The following is a 19,777-nucleotide window of genomic DNA, read 5'->3' on the forward strand; positions in this document are numbered from 1 at the left end:
CATCGGGGTCACCCTTGGGGGGGGCATCGGGAAAACTTGGCAATTGCGGGAAAGTTCCTGGCCGGCGGAATTCAGGTGATTTGTCCGCTGGAACAAACGGCGCTGTGTACACTTTGTAACACACGGGGGAGATGACAGGGGGACTGGTGCCGTGACCGAACGTCCGATCATTCTTGTTATCGAAGACGACGATATGATTCAGGCTATCGTTGAAGATGCCTTGACCGAGGGAGGCTTCGAGATCGCAACAGTGAAGACGGGCGAGGAAGCCAGTACACTGCTGAAGGGCCGTCTCAGGCCCTACCGGGCTCTTGTCACGGACGTCAATCTTCTCGGACGCCTCGATGGCTGGGAGGTCGCAAGAGCGGCCCGGGAGATCGATCCGAATTTTCCGGTGGTTTACATGACGGGCGGCGCTGCCGATCAATGGCCCGTCCTAGGGGTGCCGAACAGCATCCTGCTGCAAAAGCCATTTGCGCCCGCGCAAGTGGTTGCCGCTGTATCGCAGCTCTTGAACGCGGGCTCGCAGCAAACGGGGCCCGCCTGAGGTTTCCGCAATCCGTGACTGCTTCAGTTCTCTGCGTCGACGATGAGCCCTGATACCGCCAAGCGACAAGCTTGGACCCATCTGGCAGATTGAAGCTCATCGTCATCGTCGCCGAGGCTTCACTCCCCCGGAGTGGTCGCGTTGCTCGGCGTCGGCCGGGTCGATTCTTGCCGCAGCCACGCGGTCCCAGGCATCGAACGCGTCAGAGTAATGCTGTCGCACTTGCGCCTCGGCGGACGGGCAGTCGTTGAACTTGTCGAATACGAGATCCGTCTTGACGGGCGCGACGCCACCGACGAGGACCACAAGCATCCATTTCATGGTGCCGCCTACGCTCGCGCCTGCACACCGAAACGATGATGCCTCGGCAGAGTTCCGGCCGTGCCCGCAGCCCATTCTCGATAAAAAAGCCCCAGCTCGTGGGGGATCGGGGGCGTTGGAGCTGGGGCCACCGGGGTCACCCTTGGGGAAGGGCATCGGGAAAACTTGGCAATAGCCGTAATGTTCCAGCCCGATCCGCCAAGATAGTGCAGGAATTCCGCGTTGTTTGATTGAGCAGCTTCAGTTCACAAGCCGGACATTGCCGACAGGGGTGAGGTCGTAGCCGCCCAGTTCTTCCGCTCTTTGCTTGAACGAAGATGATCGAAAGAACTCGAAGAGCTTCTGTGGTTGCGGCAAAAAGTAGTCATGCTGCCGAAGCGCCAGATCGAAACGCTCCCAGGTCAGCGGTGCAAAATCCAACCCTGCCGCCCGCGCGACGGATCGCGTTGCAATTCCGCAGTCGGCCTTGCCCGAGCGCACTGCATGGCCGATTTCGTCTCCAGTTGCGCAAATGGGCTGCTGCAGCGCGAGCTCACCGATTGCGACGCCCTCGCGGGCCAGCAAGGTCATCATGAGGAGCTGCGCGCCCGCGCCGCGCGGGCGCTGCGCCAGGCGAGCTCTCGACTTTGCGACAGAGGCTAGATCGCTGAGCTTCAGTGGATTACCTGGTGCGACGACCAAACCTTGCTCTCGCCGGGCAAACGCGATGAGGACCGCATCACTCAGCTCTTGGATATCGGCGATCCGAGCAACATTGGTTTGCTCCCCGTCCTCATTGAGCGCGTGAAGGTGCATCGCGGCAATCATGACTTCGCCACAGCACAGCCGCCGCAAACCTTCTTCGCTGCCTTCCGGAAGGCTTGCCAATCCACAGCCGCTTTCCCGAAGCGACCATTCCAGGAGCGGGTCATGGCTGCCGCCGATGATCGGCGGGGCCGCCTCCCGCGCTAACTGGGTGGGAGCCATGCCGGCCATCAGCCATCGGTTGAGGGCGGCGCGCGGGAAAAGCCATTTGCCGGTCACTTTGGTGCAGGGCACGGCATTTTTGGCCACCAGCTCGTATAGCTTGCGCTCAGAGAGGCGAAGGAATTCAGCGGCCTCTTCGGTCGTGAGCAGCTCGCGCACTAGGAACACACCTGCAGATTCATGAAATTATTCCGAATTTGACCATATCGGAGCAATCAGCGCAATATTGCATATGCTCGAGAATGCATCCGCCCTCGACCTTGTCCTTGCCGGCGATCCGGGATTGTTCGGCATCGTGCGGCTCTCGCTCACGGTGAGCCTGTCCGCCGTTGCGATCGGAGCCATTCTCGGCGTCCCCTTCGGGGCGTTTCTTGCCCTCACCAGGTTCCCCGGCCGGCAGGCCACCATCGTCCTCCTCAACGCGCTGATGGGGCTGCCCCCCGTGGTGCTTGGGTTGGGCGTATTCCTCGCGCTCTCCCGTTCAGGGCCGCTCGGGTCATGGGGTCTCTTGTTCACCCCTGCAGCCATGATCGTCGCGCAAACCATATTGGTCATCCCGATCATTGCCGCGCTGACGCGGCAGACAATCGAGGACATGTGGACCGAGTATCGCGACGAGTTGACGGCAATGAACGTCGGTCCGGTGGGCCGGATCGCAACGCTCGTATGGGATGCCCGCTTCAGCCTGATCACCGCCCTGCTTGCCGGCTTCGGCCGGGCCGCGGCCGAGGTCGGCGCCATCATGATCGTCGGCGGCAACATCGACGGCTTCACTCGCACCATGACAACGGCCATCGCGCTGGAGACCTCGAAAGGCGATCTGCCTCTGGCCATCGGCCTCGGCATCGTGCTGATCGCAATCGTGATCGCCGTCAACGTTCTCGCGTGGACTGCACGGCGCGCGAGCGAGCGATTGGCAGGATGAGCATGCGTGCGCCGTCCAGCGAACTTCCGATCCGGTTCGAGAACGTGACCTTCTCGGTTGGGGAGGTGACCATCCTGAACGGTATTGAACTGAATTTGGCCTCGGGAACGCCGACCGTCATCGTCGGCCCGAACGGCTCTGGAAAGAGCACATTCCTGCGCGCCGCGATGGGGTTGGTGGTGCCCTCGCGCGGGCGCATCACGTGGGGGGGCCGGACCGACGTTGCGCCGCTGCGGCGCGCCATCGTCTTCCAGCGGCCGGTCATGCTTCGGCGAAGTGCGAGCGGCAATATCCGTTACGCCTTGCGCGTTGCAGGCATGCCCCGCGCAGAATGGAAGCGTCGCGTTGACGAGGTTCTCGGCATGGTCGGGCTCAAGCACGTCGCGGACCGTCCTGCCCGCCGATTGTCCGGAGGCGAACAGCAACGTCTCGCGCTTGCCCGTGCGCTCGCGCGCGACCCGGCCGTGCTCTTCCTCGATGAGCCCACCGCGAGCCTCGATCCGGCCGCGACCAAGGCCGTCGAGGATGTGATCCGCACCGTAAGCGAACGCGGCATCAAAGTGGTCATGTCGACCCATGACATCGGCGAAGCCCGTCGGCTGGCTGGTGACATCGTGATGCTTCACCGCGGCCGCATCATCGAAACGACCACTGCGTCGTCATTCTTCGACGCACCCCAAACGGTCGAGGCGAGGAAATTCATCGCCGGAGAACTGATCATATGATCGAGATGGAGTGATCATGATGCTGAACCGCCGCCACCTGATTGCGACGATCGCTGCCTGTGTTGTGCTGGGCGCCCCTGCCCTTGCACAGGAAAAATCGATCGTGGTCGCATCGACGACATCGACCCAGGACTCCGGCTTGTTCGGCCACATCCTGCCGCTGTTCAAGGACAAGACCGGAATTGCCGTGAGGGTGGTCGCGCAGGGAACGGGACAAGCGCTCGATACCGGCCGTCGGGGAGACGCCGATGTCGTGTTCGTCCATGCCAAGTCGGCGGAGGAAAAGTTCGTCGCTGAAGGGGCCGGCGTGAAGCGCTACCCCGTGATGTACAACGATTTCGTCCTGATCGGTCCCGAGAGTGACCCGGCCGGCATCAAGGGAACGAAGGACATCGTCGCCGCCCTCAAAGCGATCAAGGAGAAGGGCGCCGCCTTCATCTCCAGAGGCGACAAATCGGGTACGCATCAAGCGGAGCTCAAACTCTGGAATGTTGCCGGCCTCGACATCGCGAAGGACAAGGGCGCCTGGTACAAGGAGATTGGGCAGGGAATGGGGGCTGCGCTCAACACCGCCTCCGCGTCCAATGCCTATGTGCTCGCCGACCGCGGCACGTGGCTTTCGTTCAAGAACCGCGGGCCGCTCGCAATCGTCGTCGAAGGAGACAAGCGGCTGTTCAACCAGTACGGCGTCATCCTGGTGAATCCGCAGAAGCACCCGAACGTGAAGCAGGAACTCGGCCAGCAATTCGTCGACTGGCTTGTTTCGCCGGAAGGACAGAAAGCCATCGCCGACTACAAGATCAATGGCGAGCAACTCTTCTACGCCAACGCAAGCGACCCGGGCGCGTAATGCGTAGGCGAATTCCCGTCGCGATCCTGGCCGTGATTGCCATGGCGGCGGAAGCCCGCAGCGAGACCGTTCACCTGTACGCCGCGGGCAGTCTTCGCGCCGCCCTGTCCGACATGGCAAAGGCATTCGAGGCGGAGAGTGGCACCGCAGTAGAAGCCAAGTATGGCCCCTCCGGCACCTTGAAGGATGAGATCGCCGCAGGCGCCAAGGCCGACGTGTTCGCAAAAATGGACGATCAAGGTCGAGCGCGGAGCAGATCGACCAGGCTCCTGGCACTCGCTTCTGCTCTCGCCGTCTTTGCTTGCGCGGGCACCGCTTTGGCCGATGACGGCTGTGGCAAATTCGCCTGGCCAATCATGCAAGAGCGCGAAGCGATGACCGCGCAGAGCCAGCCGGAGCTTGCGTCCGGAGCGACCTTCGAACCCGGCTCGGGCCCGGCATTCAGGCTGCTCCTCCGCCCGTCCACGGATGCCGAATTCGTAATGCCGCCCGAACGCAAGTCTCGCCTGGAGAACTGGCGCGGAGGCATCGTTCGCCTCCCAGCGCCGCCCCAAGCCGGTCTGTATCAGATTACATTGTCCGATGAAGCTTGGGTCGATGTCGTGCAGAACGCCGGCTACGCGCGATCGATCGGGAGCACCGGCCGCAGCGACTGCCCCGGCTTGAGGAAGTCCATCCGCTTCTACGTTGCCTCCGATCCAATCGTGCTCCAGATCAGCGGCGCTTCGGTTGAGGTCATTTCGATCGCGGTCGGCTCCGTTCGCTGAGCGATCATCGTCTGTTTCTGTCTGCATGTTCTGACGAGGAACATGGAGCTCCAGCAATCGCAAAGCTTCACTCGCCCGGAGCGATCGCGTTGCTCGGCGTCGGCCGGTCGGTGATCTGCTGGCCGAACAGGCTGCCGATCAGCTCGACGGCCGTGCGCGCCGTCCGGCCGCGCTCATCCAGGAAGGGATTGAGCTCGACGATGTCGACCGATCCGACCGCGCCGGAATCGTGCAGCAGCTCCATGATCAGGTGTGCCTCGCGATAGGTCGCACCACCCGGCACCGTGGTGCCGACGCCCGGCGCCACGCAGGGATCGAGGAAATCGACGTCGAAGCTGACATGCAGCACCCCGTTGCTCGCCTTGACCCGCTCGATGACGCGCCGGATCAACACCGCGACTCCGAACTCGTCGATCTGGCGCATGTCGACGACCCTGATCCGGCGCGCGCGCATCAGCTCCTTCTCCAGCTTGTCGATCGAACGCGCGCCGAACAGGTCGAGCCGGTCCGGATGGATCGACGCGCGGGGATCGTCGCCGAGCAGGCCGTCGAGGCCGGGTTCGCCGCACAAGAACGCGGCCGACATGCCGTGCATGTTCGCGGTGATCGTCGTCTCCGGCGTGTTGTAATCGGCATGGGCATCGAGCCAGAGCACGAACAGCTCCCGGCCGCGCTCCTGCCAATGGCGCGCCATGGCATTGACCGATCCCATCGACAGCGTGTGATCGCCGCCCAGGAAGATCGGCAGCGCACCGGTCTTCGCGATCTCATGGCCTTTGCGGCTCAGAGCGCGCGTCCAGCGCTGGATCTCGCGGTAGTGGTTGGCTCTTTCCGGCGGCCTGTCGGTGAGGTCCCGGACTTCGCTGGCGGAAAGATCGCCGTAGTCGACGACCTCGAAATCCAGACTTTCGAGCAGTGTCGCAAGGCCCGCGGTACGCAGCGCCGCAGGCCCCATCAATGTACCGCGCTGCGATGCGCCCATATCGATGGGCGCGCCGAGCAAGGCGATGCGCCGGGCTCGATCCGTCATGGTCCGATCGGTCACGGCCGCCTCCTGATCCAACAAGGTCGCGCCAGCCTAACAGAGATTCGCATCCGTCGTTTCACGGGGCACTTGCCTTCGGACGGGAACAAAAGCCGTGACGATGCATTGCCCATCCAAGGCCGGCACCCGCCGTTAATGACGGCGCCTGTCGCGGATAGCCAAAGGTCGTAAGACCCGCTGTTCAAAACAAGCGCTCGCGCGGATAGCCAAAGGTGCCGGCCTCCGCCATCAGGTTTGGAGGTCGCGCACTTGAGCACGGAGATACCGCAATCCACGTCCCAACCCGGCATGGCCGAGCGTGCCATCGATACGGCAGCGGATGTCTCCCGCACGATCGGTGAAGTCGCGGGCGGCCTGCACGCGGCCGTCGACCGTTTCACCTCGACCATCGAGGAATCGCGCAAGCCCGGCGGCGCCCTCGCGACCGTCTCGGCGATCACGCGCGAAGCGCCGCTTGCCAGCCTGTTCGTCGCTTTCCTCTTTGGCGTCGCGGTCGCGCGGCGGCGGTAGAACCGAGCCGTCTGCGCGGCCAAGCCGCCCCGCTCAGGCAGCGGTGACCGCGTCGAGCTCTGCGGTCAGGAACTGCCTCTCGAACGCCTCGGCAGGCATCGGACGGCCGAAGAAGTAGCCCTGCCCTTCCTCGCATCCCAGGCTGACCAGGAAGTCGGCCGTTGCCTTGTTCTCGATGCCTTCAGCCACGACCGTGAGGCCGAGCTGCTTGCTGAGACCGATGGTCGAGCCGACGATCGCGGCATCGTCGGAATTCGACAGGAGCCCAAAGACGAACGACCGGTCGATCTTGAGTCCGTCGAGCGGAAACTTCTTCAGATAGCTCAGGCTCGCGTAACCGGTGCCGAAATCATCGAACAGGACCCGGACGCCGAGATCCTGAATCCGCTTGAACATCGCCAGCACGCGGCGCTCGTCATGGAGCAGGATGTCTTCGGTGACTTCGATTTCGAGAAGCGACGACGTCAGGCCGGTCGCCTCGAGCAGTGCTGCGACCGAATGCGCGAGATCGCCGGATTGGAGCTGCGAGGGTGAGAGGTTGATGGCAACGCGCACGTTGTTGCCGGACAATTCCCAGGCTCGCGCCTGACGGCAGGCCGTCTCCATCACCCAGTTGGCGATCCGCTCGGACAGCGCCGACGTGTTGACCACCGGCATGAATTCGGCCGGCGAGACGTAGCCGCGCACCGGATGTCGCCAACGGATGAGCGCCTCGGCTCCGACCATGCTGCCGTCGACTAGGCGAACCTGCGGCTGATAGAACAGCTCGAACTCGCCGCGATCGGCAGCAAGCGCCAGCTCGCTCTCCAGCGTCAACCGGTTCTCCAGCTCCTGCCTGATTGCGGCTTCGAACAGGACATGGCCGCCGCGCCGCGTCGCCTTGGCGCGGCTCAGCGCGAGATGGCCGTTGCTCAGGAGATCGTCGGGCGTTTGCCCGCCTTCCGGATAGACGGCGACGCCGACGCTGATGCTGATGCGGTGCTGCCGGGTGCCGGCCGCGAGGGGGGCTTCAAAGGCATGCGCGATGCGCTCGGCGAAGGTCCCGACCGGCTCGCCGATATCGGCGCAATCGAGCGCGATGGCGAATTCGTCGCCGCTGAGCCGGGCGATGGTCCCCTTGCCATCGACCTCGGCGCGGAGCCGCTCGGCGACCGCGCGCAGCACGAGATCGCCCGAGGAGTGCCCGAGCATGTCGTTGATCTCTTGAAAGCCGTCGAGCCCGAGCACGAGCAGAGCGACGCCGGACGACCGCCGCTCCGCCGCCGCGATCAGGTCGGTGAGGCTCGTGTGCAGCATGTTCCGGTTGGCAAGACCCGTCAGCACGTCATGTTCGGCCAGATATTGAATACGTTCAGCCTCACGCTTGCGCACCGAGATATCGCGCAGGATCGCGCCGTATTGAAAGCCGTCCGTTCCCTGCCAACCCGAGAAGCTCGCCTCGACGGAGAACGTCTCGCCATTCTTGCGCCGACCCTCGAACTCGATGACGACGGCCCCGCCTGGAACCAGCAGCGCCTGGCGCGCGGCGTCATGCATGGACGATCTTGCATCGCCGTCCACCGGCGCAGCGCACAGCGTTTCGAACGGGCGGCCGATCATCTCGGCCGGCGTGTAGCCGAAGATCGCGCTCGCGCCGGGATTCCAGACCGTGATCCGATGATCCTCGTCGGTGCAGACGAGACCGTCGCCAAGCGACATCGCGATGCGGTGAAAGCGGCTCTCGGCGATGCGCCCCAGCAGCCCACGGAAATAGATCTCATCCAGAGCGATCGCTGTCAGATAAGCGACGATCGCGATATGAAATAGCGACGTGTCGATGACGAGGGGCCATCTTGCCTGCACGAGGACCGCGGCCAGTCCCACAGCTGCCCCGGAAGCGACCAGAGCTGCGACGCGAATCCCCGGCCCGAAGCGCCGCCACGAATACATCATCAGCAGGCAGAGCAGGCCCAAGCCCAGGATCATGCCGATATCCGAGGTCCAGCGCAGCATCCGGCCCTGAAGGATGGATTCCGCCGCCAGCGCCTGGAGCACCGGCCCCGAGACGATCTTGCCGTTGGGAACGCTGAAGCGGTCGCCGAGCTCGAGCGCGGTGGCCCCGACGATGATCTTCTTGCCTCTCACTTTGTCGAGCGCAGCAGGATCGCCGCGCAGCACGTCGATATAGGAGACGGTCGGAATGGAGGCCGCGCGAATGCTGAAATCGATCAGGAAGGGCGGCCGTCGGTTGGCATCCTGTCCGGCCAGCACGACCGCCATCGAGGGCAACAACTCATCCCCGAGCTTCTCGGCAACCGGGTAGCGGCGAACACGCCCGTCGGATTCGACTGCGACGTTCACGACCGCCGGCCACGACTGGTTGCTGAACGGCTTCAGGGGACGATTGACGTGGACCGCGCCGCCGTTCGGCGTCGGTTGCTTGAAGGACGGCAGGATCGTCGAGCCGCCGGCATCGCGAAGGGCCTTGACGAAAGCCTCGTCGGAGGCCGGATCCGAGGGCGTGCTGAAATCGACATCGAACGCGACGTCTCCCGCGCCCGTCGCCTCGAGTCTCTTCAGCAGGTCCGCGTGAAGCCGGCGCGGCCAGGGCCACACGCCGATCTGGTCGATGGATGGTGCGTCGATCGCCACCACCACGACCTTGCCGCTGGCGTCCCGCGACTGCCAGGCGAACCGCAGATCGGTGAGCGCATTGCGAAGTGCGCCATGCCACCCCGTGGACAGCACGATCGCAAGCGCGATCACAACCAGAATATGCGGCCGATGGCGTTTCACTCCGATCCTCCCCCGCGCCCGCTTCTGCGGGTGCGCCCCTCATCCCCTAGGAAATCGCCTTAGCGTCTGCCGTGGGCAACACCATGGCCATTGCTGCCGTTGCCGCCGCCATTCCCATTGCCGTTGCCGTTGTTGCCCCTGCCGTTGCCGGTGGCACCATTGTTGCCATGTCCGTTGCCGTTGTTGCCGTTATTGCCGTTATTGCCGTTGTTGCCGTTGTTGCCGTTGTTGCCGTTGTTGCCGTTGTTGCCGTTGTTGCCGTTGTTACCGCCATTGCCGTTGTTGTTACCGGAATTGCCGTTGCCGCCGGCGTCTCCGTTCTTGGCGCGCGGGGCATCGCTGGATGCCCCGGCTGTCGTTGCGGCGATCGTGGCGTTCGCACTGGCGCCACCGCCAGCTGCTGCGCCGTTGGATGCGGCCGGGCTGGTCTTGCCATCGTTCCAGACCGTTTGACTGTCCGCCCTGGCATTCGCGTTACGCGCCTGCCCTGGCGGAACGCCGCCGTGGGCGAGGCCGCGCGTCGCCTTGTGGACGTTCAGCTTGACCTCTCCCAGCGCGGTCGAGATGCGCACGACTCCCGCCTTGGGGGCATGCCCCGCGGCGGCCTGGCCCGATGCCTTGGCTGCACCGGCCGCCTTGCTGCCCTTGTCGATCGGACCGAGCGCATGGATGGAATGACCGGTCGCGGCATTGCGTGGCGCCGTCAGTCCCGATCTCGGCACCGGGACGCGCTCGATCGTCGGGGCGCGCGGCTTGCCCTGCTCGATCGGACTCAGCGTTCCTGCGCCGCTCAGACTAAGTCCGGGCTTGCCCTGCTCGAACACCGTAGCCGCTTGTCCCGGCATGACCTGGGCAATCTGCCCCGTTCTGAAGTCGGAGACCTCGACCTGGCCGCGGAGCACGCCGACCTTGGTGCTGCCTGCCTCCACCGTGACGCTGAACTGGGTTCCCTTGACCACGGCAGCAAGATAAGGCGTCTCGACCTCGAAGTGCTTGACGTTGCGCTTCTCGACCTCGAGCAGGATCGAACCCGCCTGCTGGATGATGGTGGTGGAGAGTCCCTCCTTCTTCTCGGCCGGCAAGCCGACCACCGAGTTCGGAGAGATCAGGATCGTTTCCTCGCCGCGGACCAGCAGCACCCGGCCATTGCGGCCGGTGCGGATGGTATTGCCGGGCTTGAGCGTCTCGTCCCGGCTCAGCGCCACCTGTTGCGCGCCGTCTGTCGCGACCCACACCTCACCGGTGGCCTTGCTGATCGACCAGACACCGTCCTCCGCCGCGAACGCGCCGGAGGCCGTTCCAAGAGCCAGTGCCACGAGGGCACACCGCATTCCAATTCTGCCGAGCATGACGATCCTCAGTCTGCGTTACAGCCAGATCTGAGGGGTATCCGAAATCACTCAAGAGAGGATTAGCAGGAAGCGGCCGGTGGAGCTCTGACATTAACCAATCATTGACCTTAAAAAACTATGAAAAATCATGAGGCTAACGACCCCCTCCCGTCCCGCGGCAATTCCTCCGTCAAACTACGGGGAAAGTTTCGCCGCGCGTGCCGGAAAGCGGCATCTCCTTACCGCAATGGCCTTGCTGGTCCCGTTTTTTGCCGGAGCTCTCCAAGCGCTCGCACAACAGGCGAACCAGCCGGGCTTCGATCCGCGCCAGCCCGAGAAATACTTTGAAAACCAAACCGAACGGGAAAAACTGAACCGCCCGCCGGTCAGCCTGCCTACGGTTGGCCAACCCGATACCCGCGGCGATACCAAGTCGCAATTCGTCCTGCGCGGCGTTGGCGTCAGCGGCGCCCACGCGGTTTCCCGCGACCGTATTGCCGCAGTCTATCAGCCGTATCTCGGCAAGAGGGTCTCGCAGGCGGATCTCGCCGGGATCGCCGGCGCGATCAGCGAGCTCTACCGCGCCGACGGCTTCCATCTCAGCCGTGCGATCGTGCCGCCGCAGGACATTGCCGACGGCCGGGTCCGGATCCAGATGATCGAAGGCGCCATCGTGCAGGTCGAGCTGAAAGGCGACGGCGCCGAGCAGTTCGGCGTCAGGCCTATGCTCGGGCCGGTTCTCGCCGAGCAGCCGTCGCGGCTCCCGACGCTCGAGCGCCAGCTCTTCCTCATCAACGCCAGGCCGGGCGTTCGGATCACCGACAGCGCGCTGGAGGAAATCGGCAGCGGGTCCGGACGCTTCCGTCTCACCGTCTATCTGAAGACTTGGCACATCTTCTCCTCGTTCGGCCTGGACAATCTCGGATCATCCTCGGTGGGCCCGTGGCAGACCTACGCCACCGGCGCGTTCAACTCCTACCTCACGCCCGGAGACACGCTGGCCGTCAACCTGTCGACCATTGCCAACGATCCTCGCCAGCTCGGCTTCGCACGGCTGTCGTATGACGCGCCCGTCGGCGTCGATGGCCTACGTCTCGGCGCTTCCGTGCTCTACAGCGCGGTCCGGCCGGGCGATGTCCGCCGCCTCGACAGCGACATCACGACGACCGAGGCCTTCGAGCTGCGCGCCAGCATCGTTCCGCTGCAGTCGCAATCCTCCACGCTCACGCTGACTGCGGCGACGAGCTTCAGCAATGTGTCCGAGCACGACCTTTACGGCCCCTGGTACAACGACCACATCAGGACCGCGAGCCTGACCGCCGACTACAGGCTGCAGGACCACTTCGGCGGCACCAGTTTCGCGACGCTGATCTACCGCCAGGGCCTCGACGTCTTCGGTGCCTCGCATTTCGACGACGATCTGTTGTCGCGCGACGGCGCCTCATCGAACTTCTCGGTGCTGAACCTCTGGTTCACGCGCTACCAGACGCTCAACGATGCCTGGTCGCTCAAGCTCGCGGCAGCGAGCCAAACAGCGTCGCGGCCGCTGTTCACCTCGCAGCAGTTCTATCTCGGCGGTGCGGCCTTCGGCAGGGGTTACGGCGCAGCCGAAATTAGCGGCGACAATGGCCTCGCCGGCTCACTTGAGCTGCGCTTCGATCAGAAGCTCGATTTCCGCTACTGGACCGGCTATCAGCTCTATGCCTTTGGCGACGCTGGCGCCGTGTGGAACGACGGCTACCGTTTGAGTGAAGGCCTATCGCTGACATCGGCCGGAGCCGGTGTGCGCTTCTTCCTGCCAAACGATTTCCAGGCCGATCTCGGCGTGGCCGTGCCGTTGAGCTACCGGGCGCCGGACAATGAACGTCGTAGCCCCCGCTTCCTGTTCACACTGTCAAGCGCATTCCGGCTCTGTCCCGAACGCGGCAGGTCGGGGTGTCTCTGACCAGCCGGTCGTTTGCGCCACTGGACCCCGGCATCCGGCCATTGCGGCCTTGCTCACAGAGTTGCCAAGATTTAATCCCGTAACCTGCTCACGATCGCTCGATCGGAGAGTTCCCGATGACCATATTCAGCCGAACGTGATTTGAGACGAAGCCATGAAGAGGGTGTTTGCGATCCTGGCGTTTCTCTGCGTCCTCGGCGTCGGGGAATATTTCGTCGTCAGCCGGTTCGCGATCCGCCATGAGACTTTGGAGCTGTTCGACGCCTCGCGGCAGCGGCCGATCTCGGTCGAACTGGCGGTGCGGCGCGACTACGAGACCAAGGCCAATCTCGGCCTTTGGAAACTCCCGCTCGCCATCATTAGTAACGGCAACACCGTCAAGGCCACCGAATATTCCTTCCTCGCCAATGTGCTCGCCGCGCGCGGCTATCTGGTTGCCAGCATCCAGCAGGACCTGCCGACTGATCCGCCCCTGATGACGCATGCCGGTCAGCAATATGTCGGCCGGCGTGAGGTCTATATCCGCTGCGAGGCCAACATTCTCTTCGTGCTGGACAAGCTGAAGAGGCAGCAGGAGAACGTCGATTACGATCACATCACCCTCGTCGGCCACTCGAACGGCGGCGACGTCTCCATGTATGTCGCCCATCAGCACCCGGAACTGGTGTCGAAGGTGATCACGCTCGACAATCTGCGGGTGCCTTTCGTGACGAGCGACGGCATGAAGATCTTGTCGTTCCGGTCGAAGGACCCGCATTTTGTGACCGATCCCGGCGTGCTGCCGACGCCGGAAGAAGCCAAGGCGCACGGCATCGACATCGTGCACACCGGCGCACAGCACACGGACATGAGCGATCGCGGCCCCAACGCGGTCAAGCAGAAGATCCAGGAAACGCTCGACCGCTTCCTGCGCGACAGTGCCAGCAGCGCGCTCGCGCCAGCCGATACGAAAAGTCCGATGATCATGAATCCGGGTGACTATTAGCCGGGAACGCTTTGCGGCAGATCAAGGCGGCTCCGAGACAGCAGGATAGAAAAGCCATATGGCCTCGGAGAGACAGGTGTCGCATTCCGTCGAAAGTCTTGATACGAAGGGGCTCGATGCAAGAAGGCTGAGCCTACCGGCGGCGAGAATTCCGGCAGGCGTACGGCATCTCTATCGTTCGGTCCGCAAGCTGCTGCGGTCGATCATCGCCCGCATTGATCTCTCGCAATTTCCGGGATCGTGCTGCGGATAGGCTTGGCCGACGGAATGCAAGAAGGCTACCCGATGCACCAGCATTTGAGACGAATCTGCCTGATGCTTGCCGTAACCTCGAGCGTTGGCACGTCGCCCGCGCTCGCAGCCGATGCCGATCACGGTGCCGACCTCGCCAAGCGCTGGTGCGCAAGCTGCCATATCGTCGCGAACGGCCAGACCCAGGCGAGCGCCGACGTCCCCTCCTTTGCCTCTATCGCGCGCAGGCCGGACTTCAGTCCGGAGAGGCTCGCCTTCTTCCTGCTCGATCCGCACCCGAAGATGCCGAATTTCCCCCTGAGCCGGACCGAAGCGGGCGACATCGCGGCATACATCGCATCGCTGCGCTAATGGATGATCCGGGAAAGCGCGCAGCGATTTTCCGAAAAGCTCCAACAACAATCCAAAGTGCGACGACGATTCGTCCTGATCTCATCGCGCTTGAGTGCCGCGCCGAGCACAACACCTGCCACATATATGAATAAAGATCCCTGCCGGAGGACCGACAGGGATCAGCAGAAGAGACGACGGACGGCGAACAAGGTCATTCGGTGGCCCGTCATGGATCTGCGCCCGCATCGAAAAGCGGATCGCCGCGCCACGCAAGTTCAATTTGTGGGCAGACTGCGCACAGACCGAGAATCAGGACTTGTCCTTGCCCGATTGCATAAGACTGCCGGTCATCTGGCGCATGTGATCTCCAGCACTGGTGAACTGGCTGCGCAGGAAATCGGACTGGATTCGCATCGCTTCCTGAAGGTCATTGGCATGAACCAGCTTGCGCGCATGCTCGAAGGCCGACTTCATATTCTGCTCAGTGAAATTCAACGCCTGCTTCGACACCTCCGTCCCGGCCCCCGGAACGGACGCCATTGACTTGCTGGCGGCTTCGAAAAACATGCCGAACGCTTTTTCGGCTTGATCAATCGTCTTCTCGGCCAGGTCGCGCAGTTCGGCCGGAACTTCCAGCTTCGGTTCGATCATGGTCGCACTCCTCCCGCTTTCCCGACTGAATACCACACTTGCCGGATCGCCTTCCAGCGGCCAGCCTCGGGGAAACCTCGCCGGGGGCCCGGCTCGGGCATGATCCGGCGAAGTGCGCAGCGGCTTTCCGGAAAGATCATGCGCAAAAAGCCCGAAGCGCTATGACGATTCGCCCGAATCTCATCGCACTTTAAGGCAGGAAGTGACGGCACGAGGCCGGACTCAGGACAACGGGCGCTCGGGAAGGTCTTCTTCGGTGGCGAGATCTTCGACCAGCTTGATCACCTCGAAACGCTGTCGCGGTGCGAGCTTCAGGAAGGCGCGGAGCAGGCGCAGACTTTCGACCGTGCCGCTTGCCGGCGCGCCGAGCTTGAGGTGCAATTCAGCCGCGAAATTGAGGTTCTTCATCTCGCACCTATGACAAGCATCAGCCTTCGTGATCTACGCGAGACCGAACGCCGCAGCAAGACGCCACAATAGGACCTATGGCGACAAACTGTCGGCGGGGTGGCCCCGGCCAGCCGGCATGATGAACGACATGTCCCAACAACGCTCAACCGTCTGGTTGCAATTATGTCAGGGAACAACCCGTCCGGCAAGTCCGGCAGCGAGCGCAGAGATGCTTCGTCTGCATCGCAGCGCGGCAATTCCGGATAACAGGAATATCGGTTGCCGTCACCCACCTGCGTCAAGAAGCGGCATCCATCACGCCACACAGTCCCGACCGCTGTCAATTGACACAGCCTTTCGGCTTGTTTCCGACATGAAGGCACATTGGCTGCACAGGTGCGCTTCTCGGCGCATACACGTAATTGTTGAGTCTGACCCCAGCGGTTGTATCGGCGACAAATGAACATCGACCTCGAAAGCTGATCTGAGCGTCCCGATCTCGACACGGATGTCGCATCGTCGGTCAGCAGGTCTCGCCCAATGAACCATTGTCCATATGCGAGCGACCAAGCCGTTGCGACACGGCCACGCAGATTACGGGCGCCATGGCTGAACTCTTCGATTCGGGCGCGCCTCAGCACCAAGGACGACGGCATGATTTCTCGCTGCGATCTCATCAAGGGCGCCGCGGTCGCGCTTTTCACCCTCTCGATACAAGGCGCATGGGCGCAGGAGACTAAGATGAACCTGTTCAAGATCATCACCGTCAAGGACGAAATCGTGATCGGGTTATCGACAGACGAGCTCCAGGGGCTCGGCGGCAATGATGCGAGCGCGGTTGCGCACGCGCTTGCCCAGAAGGGCGACCTCACGGTATGGCAGTACAACGTGCATCGTGGCCCGAACGGCGAGTTGCAGCAGGCGCCGACCGCCAAGATCGGGCTTCTGGCCAATGCCTCGCTGCGCGTCGAGCCGTACACGACGCCTTATCGGATCGTTCCGCACCCATAAGCGATCGACTGACTTCACCCGCGCCGCTCTGCCCGTCGGGCGCTCGTTTCCGTCGCAAAGCCGTAGATCAGCGCCAGCCGGTCCAGACATTCGCGAAAGCGCCGCGCAAAATAATCGTTCCAGCGCTGTGTCCGAACGGCGCGACGCGCGCCGATCTGATCCATGGTCAGGCCCAGGATCAGCACTTCGTGCACCAGCGCCGCGCCGTCGGTGCCGAGCTCGCGCTCGACCCGATTCAACCGCAACACCGCCTGGCGCTGGCTCTCGGTGACGGGGTCGCGCGTGCGCGTGCCGTCGACATATTCCCGGGTCGGGTCCACCGCCTGAGGCCCCCGCTCTACCCTCTCCCAATCGTTCTGGAAGGCACGCCCGCCGCGGTATTGCGCCTCGTCGATCTGGTGATGTGCGTGCAGCCGCCCCAGCGGGTCGCTACGGATCGACCGGATGGCCAGGATCTTCTCACCGGAATCGAGCGCCAGCGGATTGTCGATCTCGACCTCCGCCACTTCGGCATTGAACGGCACCTCGCGGGACCGCCGATCGTAGATCTTGGCCAATTTGTAGGACTTGTTGCGTCGGACACGAGTCACTCGGATACTCCTTGCGAAATTGACGACGGAACGGGGGAGCTCAGGCAGCGGAGACCAGCCTCAGCACGACGGGACCGGGGGCGCGGGCGGACGCCGCACCGGAGCGGCGCGTCAGGCGCGCATGCGGCGCGCAATAACTGGAGCCTGGCCGGCAGGGATGACCGCAGAAGGCGATTTCCTCCCCGTCCTTGTCGCCGCCATAGGGATAGCGGCAATCGGCCGGCTCGAGCTCGACCAGTTGGATCAGGCGCGGCTGAACGCCGACGCAGCGCAACTTCACCGGCGCCGCAGGCTTCATTGCGGATTTCGGCGGCACGCTCAGGTTCGGCAACACCGCGCGGCGCGGCGAAACCGGAGCCTCGCCCGGCAAATATGGCGTGATCGACGGGCTCGTTATCCATTCCGGGATGACGAGCCCGAGCCGCTTGGCGCGGCCTATCACCGCATTGCGGGTATAAGCCGTTCCAAACTTTGCATTAATCTGTCTTCCGATCTCCGCATAAGACATGCCCTTGCGAAAATAGTCGCGAAGCGCGTCGGAATGCTCCGACGGCCAATGGCCCGGTTCCATGATGCTGTCCTGTGATGCGCTTCCCTCGTCGAGCGACCGGGAGGCGAAACACACATTCCGGTATTCCGAAGCGAGAGTCAAGCAATAATTCTGATATTCATAATTGCATCAATTCCGAATTTCGGATTACAAGAGCCAGGACGGTGCGCAATCGAGGGAATCACCATGTTGGACGTTGCAATGATCGAGCGGGGCCTGGAGAAGACGGGCAAGAGCAAGGGCGGCCTGGCGGCGGCCATGGGCGTGCGCCCCGGCGCGGTCTCGGAGATCCTCGGCGGCGAACGTCTGGTGAAGGCTTCGGAGATCATTCCGATCATGGAATATCTCGAGCTCAATCTCGCGCCGATCATGGGCCGGGTCGGCGCCGGCGCCGTGATCGAGCCGGATTACGAGCAGGTTCCGCCGGAGGGGCTAGGCGACATCACGTTGCCCTTCCCGATCATGGAAGAAACCGTCGCATTCGAAATCGTGGGCGATTCGATGCTGCCCAAATACGAGAGCGGCGACGTGATCGTGGTCTACAAGGACCAGCGCCATCCGCTGTCGAGCTTCTACGGCGAGGAGGCGGTGGTCCGGCTCAAGACCGGCGAGCGCTATCTGAAGACCATCGAGCGGGGGAAGAGTCCGTCCGTCGTCAATCTTACCAGCTTCAATGCCAAGCCGATCGTCGGCGTCAAGCTCGACTGGGTCGGGGAAATCTGCCTGTCGATGCCCAAAGGGCAGCTCGAGCGGCTGCGCGCCAAGTCGGCGCGGCCGCGCAAGAAGAGCAAGTAAGACCAAATTCCGTTTTTCAGAAACAATCCTTGACTTTGTTCCGTTTTTCGGAAATACTCTGCCGCGTTCCCGGTGACGTGAGCGCGGCAGGATCGTTTTCATGCAATATTTCGTCGTGATGATCGACTATGGGCGGCGCGGCCGCGAGGCGGTCGTTGATCCCGAAATCACCAGGCGCGAGGTCGTCTCTCGCATCGCCTCGGGCGAATACCAGAATGTCTCGTTCATTCACGAGATCGCGGAGAACTCGGTCGAGGACGTCACCGAGGCCATCCTGACGGAGGCGACCCTGCCCCAGATTCCACCGGAAGAGGTTGACCTCCAGGCAGCCCGCCTCGACCACGCCCGCGATCTGCGCAAGCACGAACGGGCGTGACGCAGGAGAGCCTGCGCCAACGTCCCGGAGCGGATCAGACCGTGAGGACGGTCGATCCCGTCGTCTTGCGAGCGGCGAGATCGGCATGCGCCTTGGCGGCATCCTTCAACGGATAGGTCTGGTGCACCTCGATCTTGACCGCGCCGGACTTGACGACGTCGAACAGCTCGCCGGCCATCGCAACCAGGTTTTCACGCTTGGCGGCATAGGTGAACAGGGTCGGGCGGGTGACGTAGAGCGAGCCCTTCTGAGCCAGCAGGCCGAGATTGAGCGGTTCGACCGCGCCGGAGGACTGGCCGAATAGCGCGGCGACGCCGAGCGGCGCGAGGCAATCCAGCGATTTCAGGAACGTGTCCTTGCCGACGGAATCATAGACCACCGGCACCTTCTTGCCGCCCGTGATCTCGTCCACCCGCTTCACGAAGTCCTCCCGGGTGTAGATGATGACGTGATCGCAGCCATGCGCCTTGGCGAGCTTGGCCTTCTCGTCGTTGCTGACGGTGCCGATCACGGTCGCGCCGAGGTGCTTGGCCCACTGGCTCAGGATCAGGCCGACGCCGCCGGCCGCCGCATGCAGCAGGATTGTGTCGCCGGCCTTCACCCGATAGGTCTGCCGGATCAGATATTGTGTGGTGAGCCCTTTAAGCATCATCGCTGCCGCGGTCTTGTCGTCGACGCCGTCCGGCAGCTTCAGCAAACGGTCGGCAGGGATCAGCCGCGCCTCGGAATAGGCCCCGAGCGGCGAGGCGCCGTAGGCGACACGATCGCCAGGCTTCAGATCGGTGACACCGGGCCCGACCTCCTCGACGATTCCGGCCGCCTCGCTGCCGAGCCCGCTCGGGAGTTGCGCCGGGTACAGGCCCGAACGGTTGTAGATGTCGACGAAGTTGAGTCCGACCGCAGTGTGGCGGATGCGCGCCTCGCCCGGCCCGGGCTTTCCGACGCTGACCTCTTCCCAGACCAGGACTTCCGGACCGCCGGTCTTGTGAAAACGAATGGCATGGGTCATGGGCGTTGCTCCCTTTATCGTTGGGTGAGGGTCCGAGAAAGCCGGATTGGCCGCAGAAATAGGCATTCCGTCTGCCCGTTACAGTACAGACACGTAACAAGAATGTCACAGCGAGCGACAAACCTCCG

The 19,777-nt window shown here is 63.2% G+C and carries 22 protein-coding genes; 12 read left to right on the forward strand and 10 right to left on the reverse strand.

Translation table 11 applies throughout. The features are described from left to right. The first annotated feature begins 151 nt into the window (after positions 1-151). Positions 152-547 carry a response regulator gene (locus DCM80_RS00005; RefSeq protein WP_257195154.1) on the forward strand — a complete coding sequence of 132 codons (396 nt, stop codon included), beginning with the start codon at positions 152-154 and terminating at the stop codon, positions 545-547. A 102-nt stretch (positions 548-649) separates the two neighbouring features. Here the strand turns inward: DCM80_RS00005 and DCM80_RS00010 are convergent, their stop codons facing one another. Continuing rightward, entirely contained in the window at positions 650-868 is a 219-nt protein-coding gene (locus DCM80_RS00010; RefSeq protein WP_257195155.1) for a hypothetical protein, read from the reverse strand. A 240-nt stretch (positions 869-1,108) separates the two neighbouring features. Further along, positions 1,109-1,993 (reverse strand): helix-turn-helix transcriptional regulator, encoded by an 885-nt coding sequence (locus DCM80_RS00015; protein WP_257195156.1) that lies wholly within the window; start codon positions 1,991-1,993, stop codon positions 1,109-1,111. A 73-nt stretch (positions 1,994-2,066) separates the two neighbouring features. Here DCM80_RS00015 and DCM80_RS00020 point away from each other — a divergent pair, with 73 nt between their 5' ends. Genes DCM80_RS00020 through DCM80_RS00035 form a run of 4 tightly spaced genes read left to right on the forward strand, consistent with a single transcriptional unit; the run spans position 2,067 to position 5,101 of the window. Beyond that, entirely contained in the window at positions 2,067-2,759 is a 693-nt protein-coding gene (locus tag DCM80_RS00020; protein ID WP_257195157.1) for an ABC transporter permease, read from the forward strand. A 2-nt stretch (positions 2,760-2,761) separates the two neighbouring features. Then, positions 2,762-3,484, forward strand: a complete 723-nt coding sequence (locus tag DCM80_RS00025; protein ID WP_373569426.1) for an energy-coupling factor ABC transporter ATP-binding protein — start codon at positions 2,762-2,764, stop codon at positions 3,482-3,484. 19 nt (positions 3,485-3,503) lie between these two features. Beyond that, a complete protein-coding gene (locus tag DCM80_RS00030; protein ID WP_257198103.1) occupies positions 3,504-4,334 on the forward strand; it encodes an extracellular solute-binding protein in 831 nt (276 codons plus the stop codon). Positions 4,335-4,375: 41 nt separating this feature from the next. Then, positions 4,376-5,101, forward strand: coding sequence for a substrate-binding domain-containing protein (locus DCM80_RS00035; protein WP_257195159.1), 726 nt, complete (start codon positions 4,376-4,378; stop codon positions 5,099-5,101). Positions 5,102-5,168: 67 nt separating this feature from the next. On the opposite strand, the gene rocF is transcribed toward DCM80_RS00035, so the two are convergent. Beyond that, a complete protein-coding gene (rocF, locus tag DCM80_RS00040; RefSeq protein WP_257195161.1) occupies positions 5,169-6,146 on the reverse strand; it encodes an arginase in 978 nt (325 codons plus the stop codon). Between the two features lie 249 nt (positions 6,147-6,395). Here rocF and DCM80_RS00045 point away from each other — a divergent pair, with 249 nt between their 5' ends. Continuing rightward, positions 6,396-6,656, forward strand: a complete 261-nt coding sequence (locus DCM80_RS00045; RefSeq protein ID WP_257195162.1) for a hypothetical protein — start codon at positions 6,396-6,398, stop codon at positions 6,654-6,656. Between the two features lie 33 nt (positions 6,657-6,689). Here DCM80_RS00045 and DCM80_RS00050 read toward each other — a convergent pair whose 3' ends face one another. After that, a complete protein-coding gene (locus tag DCM80_RS00050; protein WP_257195163.1) occupies positions 6,690-9,431 on the reverse strand; it encodes an EAL domain-containing protein in 2,742 nt (913 codons plus the stop codon). A gap of 59 nt (positions 9,432-9,490) precedes the next feature. Further along, positions 9,491-10,780 carry a FecR family protein gene (locus tag DCM80_RS00055; RefSeq protein ID WP_257195164.1) on the reverse strand — a complete coding sequence of 430 codons (1,290 nt, stop codon included), beginning with the start codon at positions 10,778-10,780 and terminating at the stop codon, positions 9,491-9,493. 130 nt (positions 10,781-10,910) lie between these two features. On the opposite strand from DCM80_RS00055, the gene DCM80_RS00060 reads away from it, so the two are divergent. From DCM80_RS00060 to DCM80_RS00070, 3 genes are all read left to right on the forward strand, one after another. Next, entirely contained in the window at positions 10,911-12,707 is a 1,797-nt protein-coding gene (locus DCM80_RS00060) for a ShlB/FhaC/HecB family hemolysin secretion/activation protein (protein ID WP_257195165.1), read from the forward strand. Between the two features lie 154 nt (positions 12,708-12,861). Then, a complete protein-coding gene (locus DCM80_RS00065) occupies positions 12,862-13,692 on the forward strand; it encodes an alpha/beta hydrolase (protein WP_257195166.1) in 831 nt (276 codons plus the stop codon). A gap of 285 nt (positions 13,693-13,977) precedes the next feature. Next, positions 13,978-14,295 (forward strand): cytochrome c, encoded by a 318-nt coding sequence (locus DCM80_RS00070; protein WP_257198105.1) that lies wholly within the window; start codon positions 13,978-13,980, stop codon positions 14,293-14,295. A 291-nt stretch (positions 14,296-14,586) separates the two neighbouring features. Here DCM80_RS00070 and DCM80_RS00075 read toward each other — a convergent pair whose 3' ends face one another. Together DCM80_RS00075 and DCM80_RS00080 are read right to left on the reverse strand one after the other, a co-directional pair. Next, positions 14,587-14,928, reverse strand: a complete 342-nt coding sequence (locus DCM80_RS00075; RefSeq protein WP_257195167.1) for a phasin — start codon at positions 14,926-14,928, stop codon at positions 14,587-14,589. Positions 14,929-15,150: 222 nt separating this feature from the next. Beyond that, the gene (locus DCM80_RS00080) at positions 15,151-15,336 is read right to left on the reverse strand and encodes a hypothetical protein (RefSeq protein WP_257195168.1); all 186 of its coding nucleotides are present in this window, start codon (positions 15,334-15,336) and stop codon (positions 15,151-15,153) included. A 636-nt stretch (positions 15,337-15,972) separates the two neighbouring features. On the opposite strand from DCM80_RS00080, the gene DCM80_RS00085 reads away from it, so the two are divergent. Beyond that, complete coding sequence (locus tag DCM80_RS00085; RefSeq protein WP_257195169.1) at positions 15,973-16,329, forward strand: hypothetical protein; 357 nt, start codon at positions 15,973-15,975, stop codon at positions 16,327-16,329. A gap of 14 nt (positions 16,330-16,343) precedes the next feature. Here the strand turns inward: DCM80_RS00085 and DCM80_RS00090 are convergent, their stop codons facing one another. Together DCM80_RS00090 and DCM80_RS00095 are read right to left on the reverse strand one after the other, a co-directional pair. Next, positions 16,344-16,919 (reverse strand): hypothetical protein, encoded by a 576-nt coding sequence (locus tag DCM80_RS00090; RefSeq protein WP_257195170.1) that lies wholly within the window; start codon positions 16,917-16,919, stop codon positions 16,344-16,346. A gap of 40 nt (positions 16,920-16,959) precedes the next feature. Continuing rightward, positions 16,960-17,490 (reverse strand): GcrA family cell cycle regulator, encoded by a 531-nt coding sequence (locus DCM80_RS00095; protein WP_257195171.1) that lies wholly within the window; start codon positions 17,488-17,490, stop codon positions 16,960-16,962. Between the two features lie 165 nt (positions 17,491-17,655). Here DCM80_RS00095 and DCM80_RS00100 point away from each other — a divergent pair, with 165 nt between their 5' ends. Both DCM80_RS00100 and DCM80_RS00105 read left to right on the forward strand, forming a co-directional pair. Next, positions 17,656-18,264 (forward strand): S24 family peptidase, encoded by a 609-nt coding sequence (locus DCM80_RS00100; RefSeq protein ID WP_028137737.1) that lies wholly within the window; start codon positions 17,656-17,658, stop codon positions 18,262-18,264. A 100-nt stretch (positions 18,265-18,364) separates the two neighbouring features. Then, positions 18,365-18,640, forward strand: a complete 276-nt coding sequence (locus DCM80_RS00105; protein ID WP_028137738.1) for a hypothetical protein — start codon at positions 18,365-18,367, stop codon at positions 18,638-18,640. 34 nt (positions 18,641-18,674) lie between these two features. Here the strand turns inward: DCM80_RS00105 and DCM80_RS00110 are convergent, their stop codons facing one another. Continuing rightward, positions 18,675-19,649, reverse strand: coding sequence for a quinone oxidoreductase (locus DCM80_RS00110; RefSeq protein ID WP_126255621.1), 975 nt, complete (start codon positions 19,647-19,649; stop codon positions 18,675-18,677). Positions 19,650-19,777 lie beyond the last annotated feature (128 nt).

The sequence above is a fragment of the Bradyrhizobium sp. WBOS08 genome, from assembly GCF_024585125.1.
Lineage (GTDB): Bacteria > Pseudomonadota > Alphaproteobacteria > Rhizobiales > Xanthobacteraceae > Bradyrhizobium > Bradyrhizobium japonicum_B.